Source organism: Paenibacillus sp. Soil766 (assembly GCF_001428105.1).
GTDB lineage: Bacteria > Bacillota > Bacilli > Paenibacillales > NBRC-103111 > Paenibacillus_E.
The window spans coordinates 280640-300524 of record NZ_LMSJ01000045.1; the positions used below are offsets into that span (position 1 = coordinate 280640).

The following is a 19885-nucleotide window of genomic DNA, read 5'->3' on the forward strand; positions in this document are numbered from 1 at the left end:
CCGCGAGTTGAGTTTCTCGTCCCTTTTGGGATGAGAGGCTTTTTTTGTTTTTTTAGACCAGGATAGATTGAATCAAGAGTGGAGTGGTAAAGATGGATTATGGAAAAACATTAAACCTATTACAAACAGAATTCCCGATGAGAGGTAATTTACCTCAAGCGGAACCGAAGATGCAAGAACATTGGGAAGCCGAAGACATTTATGCCAAAGTGCAAGAAAGCCGTAAGGGCAGAACGAAGTTCATTCTACACGATGGGCCTCCATATGCGAATGGAGATATTCATATCGGCCACGCACTAAACAAAGTGCTCAAGGATATAATCGTACGATTCAAAACATTGCAAGGTTTCGACGCGCCTTATGTTCCAGGATGGGATACACACGGCTTGCCGATTGAGCAAGTGATCACGAACAGCGGGAAAGTCGATCGTAAGAAAATGACGATTCCGGAGTTCCGTGAATATTGCAAAGAATACGCATTGCAATCCGTTGAGAAGCAGAAGAGTCAATTCCAACGTCTTGGTATCCGCGGAGATTGGAAAAACCCGTATATCACGCTGCAACCAGGCTACGAAGCTGGGCAAATCCGTGTTTTCGGTACAATGGTACAGAAGGGCTTCGTTTATAAAGGATTGAAGCCTGTTTACTGGTCTCCATCGTCTGAGAGTGCTTTGGCTGAAGCAGAAATCGAGTACAAAGAGAAAACATCAACATCCATTTACGTGGCGTTCCCAGTAAAAGATGGCAAAGGTAAGCTGCCAGAAGATGCTGCCATTGTCATTTGGACAACGACAGCTTGGACATTACCTGCGAACTTAGGTATTTCCTTACACCCTGAATTCGAGTATGCGGTTGTTCAAGCGAATGGGAAGAAATATGTGCTTGCACAAGGTCTACTTGCAACAGCGGCGAAAGAAATCGGCTGGAGCGAGTACGAAGTACTATCGACGGTTAAAGGAAGTGAGTTGGAGTTTGTTACGTGCCAACATCCTTTCTACGATCGTGAATCGCTTGTCATGGTTGGCGAGCACGTGACATTAGAAGCGGGTACAGGTTGTGTTCACACAGCTCCTGGACACGGGGAAGATGACTTCGCTATTGGTCAAAGATATAACATCGGCGTGTTGTGTCCTGTAGACGATCAAGGACATTTTACAGCTGAAGCACCAGGTTATGAAGGCTTATTCTATGAAAAAGGCGGCAAGCTGATCATTGAGAAGCTGAAAGAGTCCGGTCTTTTGTTGAAAGCTGCTGACATTCAGCATCAATACGCACATGACTGGCGTACGAAGAAGCCTGTTATTTATCGGGCAACCGAGCAATGGTTCGCTTCGATTGATAAGTTCAGACAAGAGATGCTGGATGAAATTAAGCAAGTGAAATGGACGCCAGAGTGGGGCGAAGTTCGTCTTCACAACATGATCGCTGATCGTGGTGACTGGTGTATTTCCAGACAGCGGGCATGGGGTGTTCCGATTCCGATTTTCTACTGTCGCAGCTGTAACGAGCCGCTTGTCAACGAACAAACGATTGAGCATGTTGCCCAGTTATTTGAACAAGATGGTTCCCAAGCTTGGTTTACCAAGGAAGAAAAAGATCTGCTTCCACATGGCACAACCTGTTCTAAATGTGGTCATGGCGAGTTCCGTAAAGAAACAGATATCATGGACGTATGGTTTGATTCCGGTTCCAGTCATGTTGCTGTACTCGAGTCGCGTCCAGAGCTTCAATGGCCTGCTGATCTGTATCTAGAAGGTTCCGACCAATACCGTGGTTGGTTCAATTCTTCCCTGATTACAGGTGTTGCTACAAGAGAAAAATCGCCATATAAAGGCATTCTGAGTCATGGCTTCACACTGGATGGCGAAGGGCGAAAAATGTCCAAATCCATTGGTAACACGATTGACCCGAATGTGGTTTGCGGCAAATTAGGCGCAGATATTCTTCGTCTATGGGTTTCTTCCGTAGATTATCAATCCGATCATCGGATTTCGGACAATATTTTGAACCAGACGACTGAGGTTTATCGTAAAATTCGTAACACGATGCGTTTCCTACTTGGGAATTTGAGTGAGTTCAATCCGGCTACTGATCGTGTTGCTTATGCGAGTTTATCCGAGCTTGATCGCTATGCGTTGATTCGTTTGAATCGGATGATCGAGAAAGTTATTAAAGCTTATGAAGCTTACGAATTCCATGTCGTGTATCAAACGATTCACCACTTCTGTGCAGTGGAAATGAGCTCCTTCTATTTGGATATCATTAAGGATCGTCTCTATGCGAATGCGGCTGAAGATCCAGCACGTAAAGCGTCACAAACCGTGCTCTATGCGGCTTTAACAACCATTACGAAATTGATCGCTCCGATTCTTCCACATACTGCGGATGAGGTATGGAAGTACATTCCTGGGATTGAACTAAGCTCGGTACAACTTGCTGAATTACCGGAAGTAGAAACAAGTGTATACAATGAGCAATTGGAAAATAAATGGAATTCCTTCTTGGAAGTGCGTGATGACGTGCTGAAGGCGCTAGAAGAAGCGCGTAAGGAGAAGGTCATTGGTAATTCCTTAGGGGCAGCAGTGAATTTATATCCAAATGAAGCGATGTTTGCTCTGTTAACACAATTCGAGCAATTGGATCAGTTGTTCATTGTATCGGCTGTTAACCTCCACCCAGTAGGTACTGCCGTACCAGAAGGTGCTCTTCAGTCCAAAGATGTTGCCATTGCTATCGCTGTTGCAGATGGTGAGAAATGTGAACGTTGTTGGATAGTGACGCCAGAGGTTGGGCACAGTAAAGAGCATCCAACACTCTGTGTCAGATGCAATGATGTTGTAACTGCTCATTATCACGAGTAGAGGAACCAAACGAGCTTGCGCTAAGTGCGAAGCTCGTTTGTCCTGTTTTTTATCAAGGTAATGCTTATTGTTATTCTTCGTCTAAATCGGCAGCTCTATCGGGTTCAAGAAATGGATCGCCTTCATCACTGTGCATATACTCGTTATAAGCTTTACTTCTTACAATGGTAACATGTTCACCATAGAGATCAGTAGCTACAAAGCTTTCGAAAGACTCTACATAACCTTCCAACTCATCGGCTTCGATGTACATGTCATTGTAACTTTCCACTTGGTTGCTTTCAGCGAAAGCTGGTGTGTTAGAAGTTCCCCAGCTTTCAACGATTTGCCAGGCATCTTCACCGTCGAATTCTGTTTCGTTGTTTTTCTCATCAAAGCTCGTTCTTCCGAATGGTGGGTAAAGAACCTGCTCTTCAACAGGGCGTCGGAACGATTGGTCAGGGTCAGGCACGTGTTCAATGCTGTATAAAGTTGTAGGAATGGCTTGTAGGCGTTCAAATGGTATGGGTTGATGGCTAAAAACACAAACGCCATAATCTCCACTTTCTATACGGGCAAGTGCTTCATTGACTTGTTGCAAATGCATCTCTGCGTGTTCATTAAGCGAAATATCTTTCGCACGTTCAAAAACTTCGGAACCGATATCACCGGGATGATTGTCATACATGGAGAGCTCGCCAATGGAATCTGAGAATGAATTAGCGAGACCAAATTGATCATTCGAAGCGAAATGCTTTTCAAGTGAAACCTTTTCCTCCAACAGTTGTACATATAAGGTTTGTAATTGCTCGTCGGTTAAATGGCTCATAGGTAAAACAGCTCCCTTCCAACAGCTCATTCATACCGTTTATGATGCCGATAGTCCGCTTTTTTTAGTGAGGTAATTCCTTGAAATATAGGAATGTACAAGCTTTTCACAATGTAGGAGGTACAATTATATGAAATATTTGAAATATTACCTGTATGCACTTCTTGCATTCATTTTAGATCAAGTTACGAAATGGATCATTGTCAAAAAGGTTCCGTTAGGTGAAGAACGCCCTGTTATTGGCGATTTCTTCATGATTACATCGCATCGCAATCGTGGTGCGGCCTTTGGCATTTTGCAAAATCAACGCTGGTTCTTCATCATTGTAACGATTCTCGTGCTGGCCGGTATTATTTGGTACATGCAGAAGACGATTCGTGAAGGTAAGGTGTTGTTACCGTTCGCCTTGTGTTTACTTTTTGGAGGAGCCTTCGGTAATTTCGTTGACCGTGCCTTATTCGCAGAAGTTGTGGATTTCTTCCAGTTTACATTCGATTTTAACTTTTTCGGCAAAGAAGTCGATTATATTTTCCCGATTTTCAATGTAGCGGATTCTTGCATCGTTGTTGGGGTTATCCTGATCTTTATCGAGTCGATTCTAGCCTCACGAAATGAGAAAAAAGGAGCAACACATGAACACAAACCAGACCTCACCTGAGTCCGTGTCCCAAGAGGCAATAGAGTGGACAGTAGAAAATCAATTTGAGGGCGAACGGATTGATAAATGGATTACTGAAGCGTTGGAAGAAGATATTTCGCGAACACTTGTCCAACAATGGGTCAAAGATGGTCACGTTAAGGTGAATGGGAAAGCAGTAAAGCCCAATTATAAATTGTCCTTACAAGATGTGATTGCGTTAGTCATTCCAGAGCCTCAAGGCGTGGAGTTACTGGCTGAAAACATTCCTCTGAATGTCGTGTATGAGGATAGTGATGTGATCGTCATCAACAAACAGCGCGGACTCGTTGTTCATCCTGCGCCTGGACATTACTCGGGTACTTTAGTGAATGCGTTAATGTTCCACTGCAAGGACTTATCCGGCATTAATGGCGAGCTTCGTCCAGGGATTGTACACCGGATTGACAAGGACACTTCAGGCTTAATTATGTCAGCCAAAAATGATAAGGCTCACGCTAGCCTTGCCGAGCAATTAAAGGCACATACCGTTAACCGCAAGTACATTGCCTTGGTACACGGACATATTCAACATGATCAAGGAACAATCGATGCGCCGATCGGACGCGATTCTCATGATCGTAAGATGTATACCGTCACGGAGAAAAACAGCAAAACGGCAGTAACGCACTTCATCGTTATCGGACGATTTGGTGATTTTACTTTGGTAGAGCTAAAGCTGGAAACGGGACGTACGCACCAAATTCGCGTGCATATGAAATTCATTGGGCATCCGCTAGTTGGAGATCCGATGTATGGGAAGAGCAAAGGCATGTTGATGGAAGGTCAAGCCTTGCACGCGGCTATTCTAGGCTTTACACATCCACGCACAGGGGAATGGATGCAGTTTGAAGCGCCAATTCCTCCTGATATGGAGAACCTAATATCAACGATACGGACAACGTAGTTCTTGTTCAATGGAGAGAGGAGAGCTGCTCATGTTGGAGCATTTGATTAACACACAAGTAAAAGATATTCAAATATCAGGTATTCGTAAAATTTCGAATCTTGTCAGTACGATTCCTGGCGCTTTGACACTTACGATAGGGCAGCCTGATTTCCCGACGCCGCGGCATATTATCGAAGCTGGACAAAGAGCTTTAGATCAGAACAAAACAGTTTACACGCAAAATCCTGGTTTAATCGAGCTTAGAGAAGCTGTGTCTAACTTCGTGAAGGTCAAGTATGGCCAAGAGTATCGCGGGGCGGATGAGATTATCGTCACAGCAGGTGCAAGCCAAGCGGTGGATATCACGTTGCGCACGATTTTGACACCAGGTGCTGAAGTCATTATTCCAGCACCGATTTATCCTGGATATGAGCCATTAATTCGCTTAGCAGGTGGCGTTCCTGTCTATGTGGATACAAGAGAGAATGGCTTGAAATTAACAGCTGAGCTGTTGGCTCCTTACCTGACAGAGAAAACACGTTGTGTCATTCTATGTTACCCGTCAAATCCGACAGGACAGGTGCTTACGGAGAAGGAGATTGCTGATTTGGCCGAATTATTGGCAGATCAGGAACTATTCATTTTATCTGATGAAATCTATAGTGAGTTGGTATACGGGGTACAACATCACTCCATTGCTACTGTTGGTAAGTTGCGTGAAAAGACAATTGTCATTAATGGCTTGTCCAAATCACATGCGATGACAGGCTGGCGTGTAGGCTTCACTCTAGCTCCTGCGTACCTTACAGCACACATGGTGAAGGTTCACCAGTATAACGTAACCTGCGCAAGCTCAGTGAGTCAGTATGCCGCCTTGGAGGCGTTGACGGTAGGGATTGACGATGCACTTCCGATGCGTGAAGCTTATGTAGCCCGCAGAGACTATGTCTACAATCGTTTGATTGCAATGGGGATTGAGCTAGATAAGCCGGATGGTGCGTTCTATTTGTTCCCGTCTATTGCGAAGTTTGGCTTATCCTCGCAAGAATTTGCGATGAGGCTGTTGCATGAAGAGCATGTTGCCGTCGTACCAGGTGATGCCTTTACTTCCTACGGGGAAGGCTATATAAGAATTTCATACGCTTATGCACAAGATGTTTTGGAGGAATCGTTGGATCGACTACAGCGGTTTGTAGGCAAGTTGTAGAAAGGGACCATCGCTGGTTGCAGCGGTGGTTTTTTTTATGACCGCCTAATCAACAACCAAACCACTGCCGCGGACCACTCGATTATAGGAGAAGTGCAGATCTGTACTGGTTGAATGTTAATAAACATTCAACATATAAAAAGCCTCCCAATCAACCCTATGCAGCTTAGGTTGATCGAGAGGCTTATTCATTTTAGCTAGACTTAAACCCCAGGTAAGCCGTAATCGTATCGATGGCAACATCAATGGCACGTTCATCGGGATCAAGCTTGGCATTATGCAGGCCGTGAGGTGTATCCACACCTAACCAGAACATAAAGCCAGGGATTTTCTCCAAGAAGTAACCAAAGTCTTCGCCGGTCATGGCTTCTGTACACTCGAAAAACGTAACATTATCACGGCCACGCAGCCAGTCCATGAATTCCACAGTTAAAGCTGGATCATTATACACTTGGCGATAATTCGAGCCCCAGTCAATTGTGACTTGGCATTCGAAGGAAGCTTCGATACCCGCGGCAACCGCTTCGATGCGTCCTTTGATCTTGTTCATGGAAGTCGCAGATAATGTGCGAATCGTACCCTCTAAGCGAGCTTTCTCCGCGATAATATTCTGCTTCGTTCCAGCTTCCATTTTGCCAATCGTAATCACAGCGGAATCCAGTGGATTCACGTTCCGGGATACGATGGTTTGAAGCTGCCCAACCATCTGCGTTGCCGCGATGATCATATCATTCGCTTGATGCGGGTAAGCTGCATGACCGCCTTTACCGAGGAGATCAATGAACAACTCAGATGTGTTGGCAAACAAGATTTCAGGTCGGACAGCGATGGTACCGACCGGATATTCTGGCGCAATATGCAGCGCAACCATCTGGTCAGGCATCCAATCTTGCAATTCCTCTGCAGCAAGCATCGGTAATGCGCCGCCAGGGCCTTCTTCAGCGGGTTGAAACAACACGACAAGATCATCCTGCATCGGAGTCGTTACAAAGTGGGTCACAACCCCCATCCCAATAGACATATGAAAATCATGCCCGCATGCATGCATATAGCCTTCATGCTTAGAAGGGAATGGCAATGTCGTCTCTTCAGCGATCGGAAGCCCGTCCATATCTGCGCGATATCCAAAGCGCTTGCTTGGGTTTAAGCCTTTGATATAGACAAGAATGCCCGTACGCCATGTGCGGATTGTTAACCGATCCTGCGGCAGCTTGGCCAACTGCTCAAGAAGAAGCTGTTGCGTTTTGAACTCTTGGAATCCCGGCTCCGGGATTTGATGAAGCTGACGTCGCAGTTCTACAAAAGGGCTCAACATCACGATTTCCTCCAGATCTAGTTCACCTTATAGGGTACGTAGGTCTGCTAGAATTTCGGTTTTGGATTTCGTTTTATCGTCTACTTTCTTGATAACGCGAGCAGGTGCGCCTGCAACAACTGTGTACTCTTCAACATCTTGCGTTACGATTGCACCGGCAGCTACAACGGAACCTTTACCGATTCGTACACCTTCTAGGATAACCGCGTTAGCGCCAACAAGTACGTCGTCTTCGATCACACAAGGTTGAGCAGAAGGTGGCTCAATAACGCCAGCAACTACAGCACCAGCTCCGATATGACACATTTTTCCTACTTGAGCACGTCCGCCTAGGACAGCGTTCATGTCGATCATCGTGCCATCACCAACGGAAGCGCCGATGTTGATAAGTGCGCCCATCATAATAATTGCGTTATCGCCGATATGTACTTTATCGCGAATGACTGCGCCTGGCTCGATGCGAGCGTTGATGTGTTTCAAATCTAGCATAGGAATAGCCGAGTTACGACGATCGTTTTCAACTACGAAATCAACAACTTTATCTTTGTTAGCTTCTAGAATCGGCCCAAGCACGCTCCACTCACCGAAAACGACTCCGCTCCCGCCAGTAATAAAGGATTGGCTGCCTTCGCCGAATTCAAGACCATCAAGGTTTCCTTTTACATATACTTTCACCGGAGTTTTCTTTTTGCTTTCTTTAATAAACTGGATAATTTCTAGCGTATTCATTTCAGACATGGTGACATCTCCTTCAAATTTATGATTGACTCTCCTATATTAGCAGAAAGGGAGCGTTTGAGCCAATCTGTTTACATAGCTTTTTGCGCAAATTGACTCTGATAGAGTTCGGCGTAGAAGCCATGCTGTTCGAGCAACTCTCCGTGAGTGCCTTGTTCAATGACAGTTCCTTGATTCATCACTAGGATAAGATCAGCTTCTCGGATTGTGGATAAGCGGTGAGCAATGACGAAACTCGTGCGATTGGCCATCAAATTGTTCATAGCACGTTGAATAGAAACTTCCGTCCGTGTATCAACACTGCTCGTTGCTTCATCAAGAATCAAAATCGCTGGATCTGCGAGGACAGCACGTGCGATGGTGAGCAATTGCTTTTGACCATGGGATAGATTGGAGGCTTCCTCATTTAAAATCGTATCATACCCATCGGGCAGCGTTCGTATGAAATGATCTGCGTACGCCGCACGCGCGGCTTCTACAATCTCGTCTTCCGTAGCGCCATGACGTCCATAAGCAATATTGTCGCGGATAGTGCCATTAAAGAGCCAAGTATCTTGCAGTACCATACCGAAAAGTCCACGAAGATGGCTGCGAGACATGTTCCGTGAATCGACACCATCGATGGAAATTCGACCGCTCTGTAATTCATAGAAGCGCATAAGCAGATTGACTATCGTTGTTTTGCCTGCACCAGTTGGCCCTACGATAGCTACGGTTTGCCCTGGCTTCACATCGATGTTCATATGGTCGATAAGTGGTGTATCTGTTTTGTAGGCAAAGGAAACATCCTCGAACTGGACACGCCCTTTCACTTGAGCAACGCAATCCGTCACTTTGTTCTCCATAACTTCTTCTGTTTCATCTAATAATTCAAAAATGCGCTCTGCCGCTGCGATTGTAGACTGAATCACATTCGCGATATTCGCTACTTGTGTGATCGGCATGCCAAATTGGCCAGAGTATTGAATGAAGGCGAGAACGTCACCTATTTTAATAGCATTTTGGGTAACCATGATACCACCGATGACACTAACGAGCACATAACCAATATTCCCGATAAAGGACATCAAAGGAAAGATGAGCCCTGAAATAAACTGTGCTTTCCAGCCAGAATGATACAGTCGATCATTAATTTCATTGAATTTATCAACCGATTGCTCTTCTCTTCCAAATGCTTTAACGATGGTATGTCCTGTATACATTTCCTCAACATGCCCATTAAGTTCGCCTAGCGTTCGTTGTTGTCCTTTGAAATATTTCTGAGAGCGGGTAGCGATCATTTTGGTTCCTAATATGCTAAGCGGTAGAGTAATAATTGTAGCTAATGTGAGCAGTGGACTTATTGTCAGCATCATGATAATGATACCGATTAAAGTGACAACAGATGTTATCAACTGAGTTAAGCTTTGCTGCATCGTGGAACTGATCGTGTCCACATCATTCGTAGCACGGCTCATGGTATCGCCATGGCTCCTTGCATCAAAAAAGGAGAGAGGAACACGTGTTAGCTTCTCACTGATATCTCGGCGTAAATTGAAGACGATGCGCTGCGTAACTTTAACCATAATAATTTGCTGGATATACATTAATATGGAGCTGAAAACGTATAGAGCAGCGAGGATAAGTATGATCTGAAGGATCGCATCGAAGTCAATTTTGGCACCTGTGATGCCTTTGAGCTTACCAATAGCACCTTCTGATAACTTCGTCACTGCGTTACCCATCAATTTCGGGCTAATGATACTAAATAATGTGCTTAGAATAGCTGCGAGAAGAACAAAGGATATGGACACACGAAATGGCTTCATATAAGTCATGAGTCTTTTTAAAGTACCTTTAAAATTCTTCGCTTTCTGAACAGGCATCCCCATGCCAGCCATTCCGCCACGGCCGAAATTTCCTGGCATGGGGACACCAGCTGACGGCCGCCCCGGTTCTTTGGGTTTCTCACTCATGCACTTTCCTCCTCTGATAGCTGAGAAGCAACAATTTCTTGATAAATCTCACAGGTCTTCAGAAGCTCATTATGTGTACCTATTCCTGCGATTCTTCCTACATCCAAAACGATTATTTGATTCGCCTCCATAATCGTGCTTACTCGCTGAGCGACAATAATCATGGTTGCACGTGCAGTTTCAGATTTAAGAGCAGCACGAAGCTTTGCGTCGGTTTTGAAATCAAGTGCAGAGAAGCTGTCGTCGAAAATATAAATGTTCGGTTTACGAGCAAGTGCTCGTCCAATGGCAAGGCGTTGCTTCTGCCCACCGGATAGATTCGTACCGCCTTGTGCGAGCGTAGCTTGGAAGTTATCTTTCATACCGTTGATAAAATCAGCGGCTTGTGCGGTAGAAGCTGCACTGGCGAGTTCTTCATCTGTAGCTTGATCATTGCCGAAGCGGAGGTTATCCGCAACTGTACCTGAGAATAGGACAGCTTTCTGAGGTACATAGCCGATTTGATTCCGCACACTCTCCAAGGAAAGTGAAGGTAGCGGACGGCTATTCAACGTAATTGTGCCGGATTCCACATCATAGAATCGCAGTAATAAATTGATCAGCGTCGTTTTGCCTGAACCTGTTCCTCCTATTATTGCTGTAACCTCTCCAGGATTTGCGCGGAAAGATATATCTTGAATAGCTGGCTGTTCAGCACCAGGATAACTGAAAGTTACATGATTGAATTCAACTAAGGTTTGATCTCCATGAAGCGTTTGTGCATGGTCTGCATTATGTATGTTGGACTGAATGTCAAGGACCTCATTAATTCGTACTGCGGAAGCAGAAGCTCGTGGAATCATCATGAATATCATGGTCATCATGAACATGCTGAACATAATTTGCATCGCATATTGGATGAAAGCCATCAGATCTCCAATTTGCATTTGATTGTTATCAATTCGAACACCGCCATACCATAGGATCACAACGATACCTAGATTAAATACAAGCATCATAATCGGCATCATCGTAGCCATGATCGTATTGACTTTGATAGCAATTTGTGTGAAATCTTGATTGGATCGTTCAAATTTCGTTTTCTCATGACCTGAACGGTTAAAAGCCCGGATGACACGAATACCCGTTAAATGTTCTCGTAAAACAAGATTGATGCCATCAATTTTAATTTGCAAGGTTTTGAATAGAGGAAGACTTTTTCGCATAATAACAGCGATAACTAGGACAAGGATGGGGATTACAGCGTAAAGTACAATTGCGAGATGAGTATCTTTGTACGAGGCCATAATGACACCGCCAATGAGCATGGTAGGTACACCAATGAACATTCGCATCATAACTACTAATTGTTGTACCTGTGCGATATCATTCGTTGTTCTAGTAATAAGAGAAGAGGTTCCAAGCTTATCGAATTCATGCAAAGAGAAGTTCTCAACATGAGAGAAGAGTGTACGGCGTAAATCTCTTCCGAAGCCGGTGGCTGTCTTAGCGAGTAAATAGCTGGCCACCATGACACAGGCCATGCCCCCCATGGCGACTAGAAGCATATAAGCGCCAAATCGGAGAATGTAGCTTACGTCCCCCTTTACTACGCCTACATCTACAATGTCTGCAAGTAAAGTTGGCAAATACAGTTGTGCAAGCGATTGCAAGAGCATTAAAGTAATGATTGCAACCACGGAAACCCGGTAAGGCTTCAAATACCTAAACAATTTGAACATAGTTTCCTCCTTCATTTTGTAACCTCATTGAATTGGAATATACTAGGTGATAAAGCGAGTTTATATGTAAATTATAACACATGGTCCCGATTTTGCTCAAAAAAAGAAACTCAAAAAACATTGACTTATCCTGTCGAAAGTGGCATAATTCTTTTAATTACATATGTGCCTTTAAAAACAGTCCAGAGAGGCTGGCAAGGTAAAACGATAAGAAAAGTCGGGTCATACTGAATCGAGAATTCAGTAAGCTTAAGGATGTGCGCATCTAGCAGCCCCGCTCTATCTCTTTATGCACTCGTAAACTCCTTGCCAAGAATTGGGCAAGGAGTTTTTTGGTTTTACCACCAGAAAACGTATGTGAATGCTGACGAAGATAGTTTAGCCAGGAGGCGAAAACGATGAATGAGACCGCCGAACACACCATTATTGATGAAATGGGAATTCGTAGAGCACTTACGCGGATTGCACACGAGATACTGGAAAAGAATAAAGGTGTAGAGAATTGTACCTTGATTGGTATTCGGACCCGAGGCATTTACTTAGCGACGCGAGTAGCAGAACGGATTCTAGAAATTGAAGGCGTACCGATTCCTGTAGGAGAGATTGATATCACATCTTATCGCGATGATCGCGTCAAAGTGAAATCGGTAGAAAATGTGCAAGAAGGCGGCAAACTGCAAATCCAGGATCGCAAAATCATCCTTTTCGATGATGTGCTCTACACGGGAAGAACCGTGAGGGCAGCTATGGATGCGCTGATTGATTTGGGAAGACCACAAATGATCCAGTTGGCCGTACTTGTCGACAGAGGTCATCGTGAACTGCCAATTCGACCTGATTATGTGGGCAAGAACGTACCGACCTCTAAGAGTGAAAGCATTCAAGTGATGTTAACGGAAATTGATGATAAAGACGAAGTTATGATCCAGAGGGGGAAACAGGAGTGAGTAGCGTGAGTACATATACAACTAGACATTTCTTGGGACTGAAAGGCGTAAGTGCAGAGGAGATCACAAGCATTCTTGATCGTGCGGCCTATTGGGAACAAAGCCCTAACAAAGTCAATAACCAATTCCATGGCAAATTCGTATCTAACTTATTTTTCGAAAATAGTACAAGAACCCGTTTCTCTTTCGAGCTTGCACAAAAGCGTCTAGGTGCAGATGTGCTGAACTTCTCGTCAGCGGAATCCAGTGTGCAAAAAGGTGAGTCCATCTATGACACAGTTCGCACGCTTGAATCTATGGGGATTGATGCTGGTGTGATTCGACTGAAGCCTAATGGTGTGTTGCAAGAGCTAGCTGAGAAAATCAAAATCCCACTCATCAACGCAGGTGACGGCAATAACGAGCATCCAACGCAAGCATTGCTTGATTTCTATACAATGCGCAAGCAATTCGGCGCTATCAAAGGTTTGACGGTCTCGATCATCGGAGACATTCTACACAGTCGAGTTGCTCGCTCGAACCTCTGGGGTTTAATCGCCTTGGGAGCGAAAGTTCAGTTCTGTGCACCTGCGAGTATGCAAGCACCAGAATTAGCGAAGTTCGCACCATATGTTTCTTTCGAGGAAGCATTGAAAGCTGATGTGGTCATGATGTTACGCGTTCAATTGGAACGCCACGACACAGGGTTGATCAAATCCGCTGAAGAATACCGCGAGCAATATGGTTTAACCGTAGAGCGCGCAAGCCGCATGGCTCCCCATGCGATCATCATGCATCCGGCTCCAGTTAATCGCAACGTTGAGCTAGATGATGAACTGGTCGAGCATGAGAAGTCCAAAATTTTTACACAAATTGCTCACGGCGTGCCGATTCGTATGGCTGTCATCGAACGAGCCCTATCATAAATTAGAGGAGGATTTCACAAGATGGGAATTTGGATTCTAAACGGACTTACCGTTGATGCGAATAATGTACAAACGAAGAAACATGTTTTAGTCGAAAATGATAAAATTGCACAGGTCGTTGATGCTTCTAACGGTGAAGTACCACAAACAGCGGGTCATGAAGTCATTGATGCTGCCGGCAAGCTTGTATCACCTGGCTTTATTGATATGCACGTGCATTTGAGAGAGCCTGGCTTTGAACACAAAGAGAACATCGCAACGGGAACACGTTCTGCCGCAAGAGGTGGTTTTACAACGATTGCTTGTATGCCAAACACAAGACCGGTTATTGATACCGTAGATACGGTAAATTACATATTAGATAAAGCAGCAACAGAAGGTGTAGTGCGCGTCATTCCTTACGGAACGATCACGAAGAACGAGCTTGGCCGTGAACTAACCGACTTCGCAGCGTTAAAAGAAGCGGGCGTAATCGGATACACGGACGATGGTGTTGGCGTTCAAAGCGCGCAAATGATGAAAGATGCGATGGCACTAGCTGCATCACTTGGCATGCCAATCATCGCACATTGCGAAGATGACACGCTGGTTGTAGGAGCGCCGGTAAATGAAGGGACTTTCGCGACAAAGCATGGCTTGAAAGGGATCCCGAACGAATCCGAAGCGATTCATGTAGGCCGCGATGTGCTGCTAGCTGAAGCGACAGGTGTTCACTATCATGTATGCCACGTCAGCACAGAGCAGTCAGTTCGCTTGATCCGTCACGCGAAACAGTTCGGCATCAAGGTTACTGCGGAAGTATGTCCGCATCATCTTCTTCTATCTGAAGAAGACATTCCAGGCATGGATGCGAACTGGAAGATGAACCCGCCACTTCGCACGCCGCGTGATGTACAGGCTGTTATCGAAGGCTTGGAAGATGGTACGATCGACATCATCGTAACGGATCATGCGCCACATACAGAAGAAGAGAAGGCTAAAGGCATGATGATGGCACCATTCGGCATCCTTGGTTTCGAAACAGCATTCTCCTTGCTGTATACGAAATTCGTACTTACAGGCAAATGGACACTTGGCTTCCTAGTGGATCGCATGACCAAAAAGCCTGCTGATGTATTCGGACTTCCATACGGAACTTTGGAAGTGGGCAGCGCGGCAGATATCACGATTGTAGATTTGGATACAACACGCGCGGTTCTGAAAGAAGAGATCGTTTCACGAAGCAAGAACACGCCGTTCATCGGTTGGGAACTGCAAGGGTGGCCGGTTGTGACGATTGCTTCAGGTAAAGTTGTTTGGTCTTAAGTTCAGGAAATAGCCTTAATTTTAAAGCCTAAATCACCAGATGCATCTATACGATGAATAAAAAATCGTGTATATTTATACAGAATGATTAATCTTTATGCAAGTCCGTGAATCGTAATATCGTAAGCATGACATCTGCGGTTTGTGAGAACCGCCTGACAATAGCGAAGGAGTTGAAAGAACATGCAGGCAAGATTGTTGCTGGAAGACGGCACTCTTTTTACAGGAAAATCGTTCGGTAGTGAAGGTGAATCCGTCGGTGAAGTTGTATTCAATACAGGGATGACAGGATATCAGGAGGTTCTTTCGGATCCTTCTTACTGCGGCCAAATCGTGACAATGACATACCCGCTACAAGGGAATTACGGTGTGATTCGTGATGATTTCGAATCCGTACGTCCATTTATCCACGGTTTCGTCGTTCGTGAGCATGAAGATATTCCAAGTAACTGGAGAGCGCAATACACGCTCGGCAGCCTGTTGAAAGAATATGGCATCGTTGGCATCAGCGGCATCGACACACGCATGTTGACTCGCAAAATTCGTCACTATGGCGTTATGAAAAGTATCATCACGACGTCCAATAAATCCGTAGAAGAATTGATGGCAACTTTGAAAAGCACGCCGCTCATGACGGATCAAGTTTCCCGTGTGTCTACGAAAAGCGTATTCGGTGCTCCTGGGCATAAAGAACGCATCGTGCTTGTTGACTTCGGCGCAAAAAGCGGAATTATTCGTGATCTAAGCAAACGTGATTGCGACGTTGTCGTAGTTCCACAAGATGCAACAGCTGAGCAAATTCGTCGTTTGGCACCAGACGGTGTCCTGCTTTCAAACGGCCCTGGGGATCCCAAAGATGTTCCACATGCTGTAGAAATGATTAAAGGCTTGCTTGGCGACATTCCGTTGTTCGGCATTTGCTTAGGGCACCAACTGTTCGCACTTGCTTGCGGCGCTGACACTGAGAAATTGAAATTCGGTCACCGCGGCGGTAACCACCCGGTTAAAGATTTGATTTCCGGACGTTGCTACATTACATCGCAAAACCATGGCTACACAGTGAAGGAAGATTCCGTACAAGGAACGAACCTTGAAGTGACGCACATTAACAATAACGATCGCACGATCGAAGGCTTACGCCATAAGCAATACCCAGCATTCTCCGTGCAGTATCACCCAGAAGCAGCACCTGGACCATTCGACTCCAGCTACCTGTTTGATGATTTCATCTCGCTAATTCGTCAACATAAATTAGACAACCCACAGCAGCCGCGCCAAGCGCAAATGCTTGCTCAGTGGAATGCTTCCACGGCATCGACATCTGTGAAGGAGGAACTGCAATATGCCAAAAAATAATACACTCAAAAAGATTCTCGTTATCGGTTCCGGACCGATCGTTATTGGTCAAGCGGCGGAGTTTGACTACGCAGGAACACAAGCTTGCCAAGCTTTGAAAGAAGAAGGCATGGAAGTTATCCTGATCAACAGCAACCCTGCTACGATCATGACAGATACAAACATGGCTGACAAAGTATACATCGAGCCAATTACACTTGAGTTCGTGACACAAATCATTCGTCAAGAACGTCCTGATGGTTTGCTGCCAACACTAGGTGGACAAACGGGTCTTAACATGGCGGTTGAACTTGCTCGTGCAGGCGTTCTAGAGAGCGAGAACGTTAAGCTTCTAGGAACACAGCTTACTGCGATTGAGAAAGCAGAAGATCGTGACCTTTTCAGAGACTTGATGAGAGAGCTAGAGCAACCAGTACCGGATAGCGTTATCGTAACAACTGTAGCTCAAGCTGTTGATTTTGCCAATGAAATCGGCTTCCCAATCATCATTCGTCCTGCCTACACACTTGGTGGAACAGGCGGCGGTATTTGTAACACAATGGAAGAACTAACAGAAATCGTTGCTTCCGGGATTCGTTACAGCCCAATCGGTCAGTGTCTCGTTGAGCGCAGTATCGCGGGTATGAAAGAAGTCGAGTATGAAGTTATGCGTGATGCAAATGATAACTGTATCGTTGTGTGTAACATGGAGAACTTTGATCCAGTTGGCGTACATACAGGCGATAGTATCGTAGTAGCACCAAGCCAAACGTTGTCGGACCGTGAGTACCAAATGCTGCGTTCCGCATCCCTGAAAATCATTCGTGCCTTGAACATCGAAGGCGGTTGTAACGTACAATACGCGCTTGATCCGCACAGCTTCCAATACTACGTAATCGAAGTTAACCCGCGTGTAAGCCGTTCATCCGCGCTTGCTTCCAAAGCAACGGGTTATCCGATTGCGAAAATGGCAGCAAAAATTGCGATTGGTTACACGCTAGACGAGCTTGTGAACCCAGTTACTGGTCAAACTTATGCATGCTTCGAGCCTGCACTAGATTACATCGTATCCAAAATCCCACGCTGGCCGTTCGATAAATTCACTGCGGCTAACCGTAAACTAGGTACACAAATGAAAGCGACTGGCGAAGTTATGGCGATTGGCCGTACATTCGAAGAGTCCATTCAAAAAGCTGTTCGCTCCCTTGAAATCGGTGTTCACCGCCTATTCTTGAAAGAGACGGATTTGCTTGATACAGAGACATTGGAATTACGTCTACAAAAACCTGATGACGAGCGTCTATTCTTGCTAGCAGAAGCGTTCCGCAGAGGCTATACCGTTGAACAATTGCAAAATTTGACGAAAATTGACTGGTGGTTCTTGAATAAAGTAAGCGGACTTATCGCGTATGAAACTGAAATTGCAAAAGATCTAACAGCTGAGCTTATTTTCGATATCAAGCGTAAAGGCTTCACAGACCGCGCTGTTGCAGAGATTCGTACATTGGCAGGCTGCTCGACTTTCACGAAGGAAGCAGATGTAAGAGCATTCCGTTTGCAAAACAACATCAAACCTGTATACAAAATGGTAGATACTTGTGCAGCTGAATTCGAAGCTTCCACACCATACTACTACTCCACATATGAGCAAGAAGATGAAGTAACAGAAACGACGAAACAAAAAGTTGTAGTTCTAGGGTCGGGTCCAATTCGTATCGGTCAAGGGATCGAGTTCGATTACTCCACAGTTCACGCTGTGTGGGCGATTCAAGCGGCTGGTTATGAAGCGGTTATCATCAACAATAACCCAGAAACAGTATCTACAGATTTCAACACATCGGATCGTTTGTACTTCGAGCCATTGTTCTTCGAAGACGTGATGAACGTCATTGAGCGTGAGCAGCCAATCGGTGTTATCGTTCAATTCGGTGGACAAACAGCGATTAACTTGGCAGCACCTTTACACAAAGCAGGCGTTCGCATCCTAGGATCTGACCTAGAAAGTATTGATACAGCCGAAGATCGCAAGAAATTCGAAGCTTTGCTTAGCAAACTTTCGATTGCGCAGCCTCCAGGCGGTACAGTAACGTCCGTTGACCAAGCAGTGGGTACAGCAGCGAAATTCGGGTATCCGGTTATCGTTCGTCCTTCCTATGTTCTAGGTGGACGTGCGATGGAAATCGTCTACTCGGATGATGAATTGCTCAGCTACATGGAGTATGCAGTTAAGATCAACCCTGAGCATCCAGTTCTAATCGACCGTTACATGCTAGGTAAAGAAGTAGAAGTTGACGCGATTTGTGATAAAGAAACGGTTCTGATCCCTGGGATCATGGAACACGTTGAACGCGCAGGGGTTCACTCTGGTGACTCCATCGCGGTTTACCCACCACAATCGATCTCCGATGAGATCAAGCAACAAATTATCGATATTACGACGAAAATCGGTCTTGAGCTGAATGTCGTTGGTCTTGTGAACATCCAGTTCGTTATTCATAACGATCAAGTCTATGTGATCGAGGTTAACCCGCGTTCTTCCAGAACCGTACCTTTCTTAAGTAAAGTGACGAACATCCCAATGGCGAACGTGGCAACACGCGTGATCATGGGTCAAACACTTGCGGATATGGGATATCAAAGTGGTCTATGGCCAGAAGATAAATACGTATCAGTCAAAGTTCCAGTGTTCTCATTCGCGAAGCTTCGCCGCGTAGATACAACACTCGGGCCTGAAATGAAGTCCACAGGAGAAGTAATGGGCCGCGATGTTAACTTTGCCAAAGCCCTATACAAAGGTCTTATCGGTGCTGGTATGAAGATTCCTGCCGCTGGTTCCGTCGTGGTAACCGTAGCGGATAAAGATAAAGAAGAAGCGATCGAAATCTTGAAAGGTTTCTACCGTCTTGGCTACAAAATCATTGCAACAGGTGGCACTGCCGAAGCGATTGCGCAAGCAGGACTCCCAGTTACAACCGTGAACAAGCTTAGCGAAGGCTCACCGAACATTCTTGACCTCATCCGCAGCGGTGATGCTCAGTTCGTTGTGAACACTTTAACTAAGGGCAAAACGCCTGAGCGTGACGGCTTCCGTATTCGACGTGAAGCAGTAGAGAACGGTGTTGTGTGTATGACATCGCTTGATACTGTAAGAGCGCTAGTGAATATGCTTGAAGCCATCAACTTCTCCTCACGTGCAATGCCAATACATGTCTAAAGGATGGTG

14 protein-coding genes and 1 other annotated feature (1 of these 15 only partly in view) are annotated in these 19885 nt (G+C 45.3%); of the genes, 9 read left to right on the forward strand and 5 right to left on the reverse strand.

The genetic code is table 11. The annotated features are described in order from the left end of the window. Positions 1-27, forward strand: a binding site (T-box leader) (it extends 221 nt beyond the left edge of the window). A 65-nt stretch (positions 28-92) separates the two neighbouring features. Then, positions 93-2861, forward strand: a complete 2769-nt coding sequence (gene ileS, locus ASG89_RS28590) for an isoleucine--tRNA ligase (RefSeq protein ID WP_057314670.1) — start codon at positions 93-95, stop codon at positions 2859-2861. A 70-nt stretch (positions 2862-2931) separates the two neighbouring features. On the opposite strand, the gene ASG89_RS28595 is transcribed toward ileS, so the two are convergent. Beyond that, positions 2932-3669, reverse strand: coding sequence for a molecular chaperone DnaK (locus ASG89_RS28595; protein ID WP_057314671.1), 738 nt, complete (start codon positions 3667-3669; stop codon positions 2932-2934). 139 nt (positions 3670-3808) lie between these two features. Here ASG89_RS28595 and lspA point away from each other — a divergent pair, with 139 nt between their 5' ends. From lspA to ASG89_RS28610, 3 genes are read left to right on the forward strand one after another with little or no spacing between them, the layout of a single operon-like run. Continuing rightward, positions 3809-4327 carry a signal peptidase II gene (gene lspA, locus ASG89_RS28600; RefSeq protein ID WP_057314853.1) on the forward strand — a complete coding sequence of 173 codons (519 nt, stop codon included), beginning with the start codon at positions 3809-3811 and terminating at the stop codon, positions 4325-4327. After that, entirely contained in the window at positions 4302-5252 is a 951-nt protein-coding gene (locus ASG89_RS28605; RefSeq protein ID WP_057314673.1) for an RluA family pseudouridine synthase, read from the forward strand. The genes lspA and ASG89_RS28605 overlap by 26 nt, the downstream gene beginning before the upstream one ends. A 34-nt stretch (positions 5253-5286) precedes the next feature. Further along, positions 5287-6441 (forward strand): aminotransferase A, encoded by a 1155-nt coding sequence (locus ASG89_RS28610; protein WP_057314855.1) that lies wholly within the window; start codon positions 5287-5289, stop codon positions 6439-6441. A 193-nt stretch (positions 6442-6634) separates the two neighbouring features. On the opposite strand, the gene ASG89_RS28615 is transcribed toward ASG89_RS28610, so the two are convergent. The 4 genes from ASG89_RS28615 to ASG89_RS28630 all read right to left on the reverse strand — a co-directional run bounded on the left by ASG89_RS28615 (position 6635) and on the right by ASG89_RS28630 (position 12170). Continuing rightward, a complete protein-coding gene (locus ASG89_RS28615; protein WP_057314674.1) occupies positions 6635-7756 on the reverse strand; it encodes an N-acetyldiaminopimelate deacetylase in 1122 nt (373 codons plus the stop codon). Positions 7757-7783: 27 nt separating this feature from the next. After that, complete coding sequence (gene dapD / locus ASG89_RS28620) at positions 7784-8494, reverse strand: 2,3,4,5-tetrahydropyridine-2,6-dicarboxylate N-acetyltransferase (protein ID WP_057314676.1); 711 nt, start codon at positions 8492-8494, stop codon at positions 7784-7786. 71 nt (positions 8495-8565) lie between these two features. Then, complete coding sequence (locus tag ASG89_RS28625; RefSeq protein WP_057314677.1) at positions 8566-10449, reverse strand: ABC transporter ATP-binding protein; 1884 nt, start codon at positions 10447-10449, stop codon at positions 8566-8568. After that, positions 10446-12170 (reverse strand): ABC transporter ATP-binding protein, encoded by a 1725-nt coding sequence (locus tag ASG89_RS28630; RefSeq protein WP_057314678.1) that lies wholly within the window; start codon positions 12168-12170, stop codon positions 10446-10448. The genes ASG89_RS28625 and ASG89_RS28630 overlap by 4 nt, the downstream gene beginning before the upstream one ends. Positions 12171-12568: 398 nt before the next feature. Between ASG89_RS28630 and pyrR the strand changes: the two genes are divergently transcribed. The 5 genes from pyrR (at position 12569) to carB (ending at position 19876) form a co-directional block, all read left to right on the forward strand. Continuing rightward, positions 12569-13117 carry a bifunctional pyr operon transcriptional regulator/uracil phosphoribosyltransferase PyrR gene (pyrR, locus tag ASG89_RS28635; protein WP_057314680.1) on the forward strand — a complete coding sequence of 183 codons (549 nt, stop codon included), beginning with the start codon at positions 12569-12571 and terminating at the stop codon, positions 13115-13117. A gap of 5 nt (positions 13118-13122) precedes the next feature. Further along, entirely contained in the window at positions 13123-14022 is a 900-nt protein-coding gene (locus ASG89_RS28640) for an aspartate carbamoyltransferase catalytic subunit (protein WP_414813299.1), read from the forward strand. 21 nt (positions 14023-14043) lie between these two features. Continuing rightward, a complete protein-coding gene (locus ASG89_RS28645) occupies positions 14044-15327 on the forward strand; it encodes a dihydroorotase (RefSeq protein WP_057314683.1) in 1284 nt (427 codons plus the stop codon). 183 nt (positions 15328-15510) lie between these two features. Next, positions 15511-16683 (forward strand): glutamine-hydrolyzing carbamoyl-phosphate synthase small subunit, encoded by a 1173-nt coding sequence (gene carA, locus ASG89_RS28650; protein WP_057314684.1) that lies wholly within the window; start codon positions 15511-15513, stop codon positions 16681-16683. Next, on the forward strand, positions 16670-19876 hold the full coding sequence (gene carB, locus ASG89_RS28655; RefSeq protein ID WP_057314686.1) for a carbamoyl-phosphate synthase large subunit: 3207 nt from the start codon (positions 16670-16672) through the stop codon (positions 19874-19876). Before carA ends, carB begins: the two co-directional genes overlap by 14 nt. Positions 19877-19885 lie beyond the last annotated feature (9 nt).

What these genes read in the sequence shown, in the direction of transcription:
- ASG89_RS28615 (WP_057314674.1), bottom strand. Translation starts at nt 7,756, where the DNA reads ATGTTGAGCCCTTTTGTAGAACTGCGACGTCAGCTTCATCAAATCCCG.
- ASG89_RS28630 (WP_057314678.1), bottom strand. Translation starts at nt 12,170, where the DNA reads ATGTTCAAATTGTTTAGGTATTTGAAGCCTTACCGGGTTTCCGTGGTT.
- dapD (WP_057314676.1), bottom strand. Translation starts at nt 8,494, where the DNA reads ATGTCTGAAATGAATACGCTAGAAATTATCCAGTTTATTAAAGAAAGC.
- ASG89_RS28645 (WP_057314683.1), top strand. Translation starts at nt 14,044, where the DNA reads ATGGGAATTTGGATTCTAAACGGACTTACCGTTGATGCGAATAATGTA.
- pyrR (WP_057314680.1), top strand. Translation starts at nt 12,569, where the DNA reads ATGAATGAGACCGCCGAACACACCATTATTGATGAAATGGGAATTCGT.
- carA (WP_057314684.1), top strand. Translation starts at nt 15,511, where the DNA reads ATGCAGGCAAGATTGTTGCTGGAAGACGGCACTCTTTTTACAGGAAAA.
- ASG89_RS28625 (WP_057314677.1), bottom strand. Translation starts at nt 10,449, where the DNA reads ATGAGTGAGAAACCCAAAGAACCGGGGCGGCCGTCAGCTGGTGTCCCC.
- ASG89_RS28595 (WP_057314671.1), bottom strand. Translation starts at nt 3,669, where the DNA reads ATGAGCCATTTAACCGACGAGCAATTACAAACCTTATATGTACAACTG.
- carB (WP_057314686.1), top strand. Translation starts at nt 16,670, where the DNA reads ATGCCAAAAAATAATACACTCAAAAAGATTCTCGTTATCGGTTCCGGA.
- ileS (WP_057314670.1), top strand. Translation starts at nt 93, where the DNA reads ATGGATTATGGAAAAACATTAAACCTATTACAAACAGAATTCCCGATG.
- ASG89_RS28605 (WP_057314673.1), top strand. Translation starts at nt 4,302, where the DNA reads ATGAACACAAACCAGACCTCACCTGAGTCCGTGTCCCAAGAGGCAATA.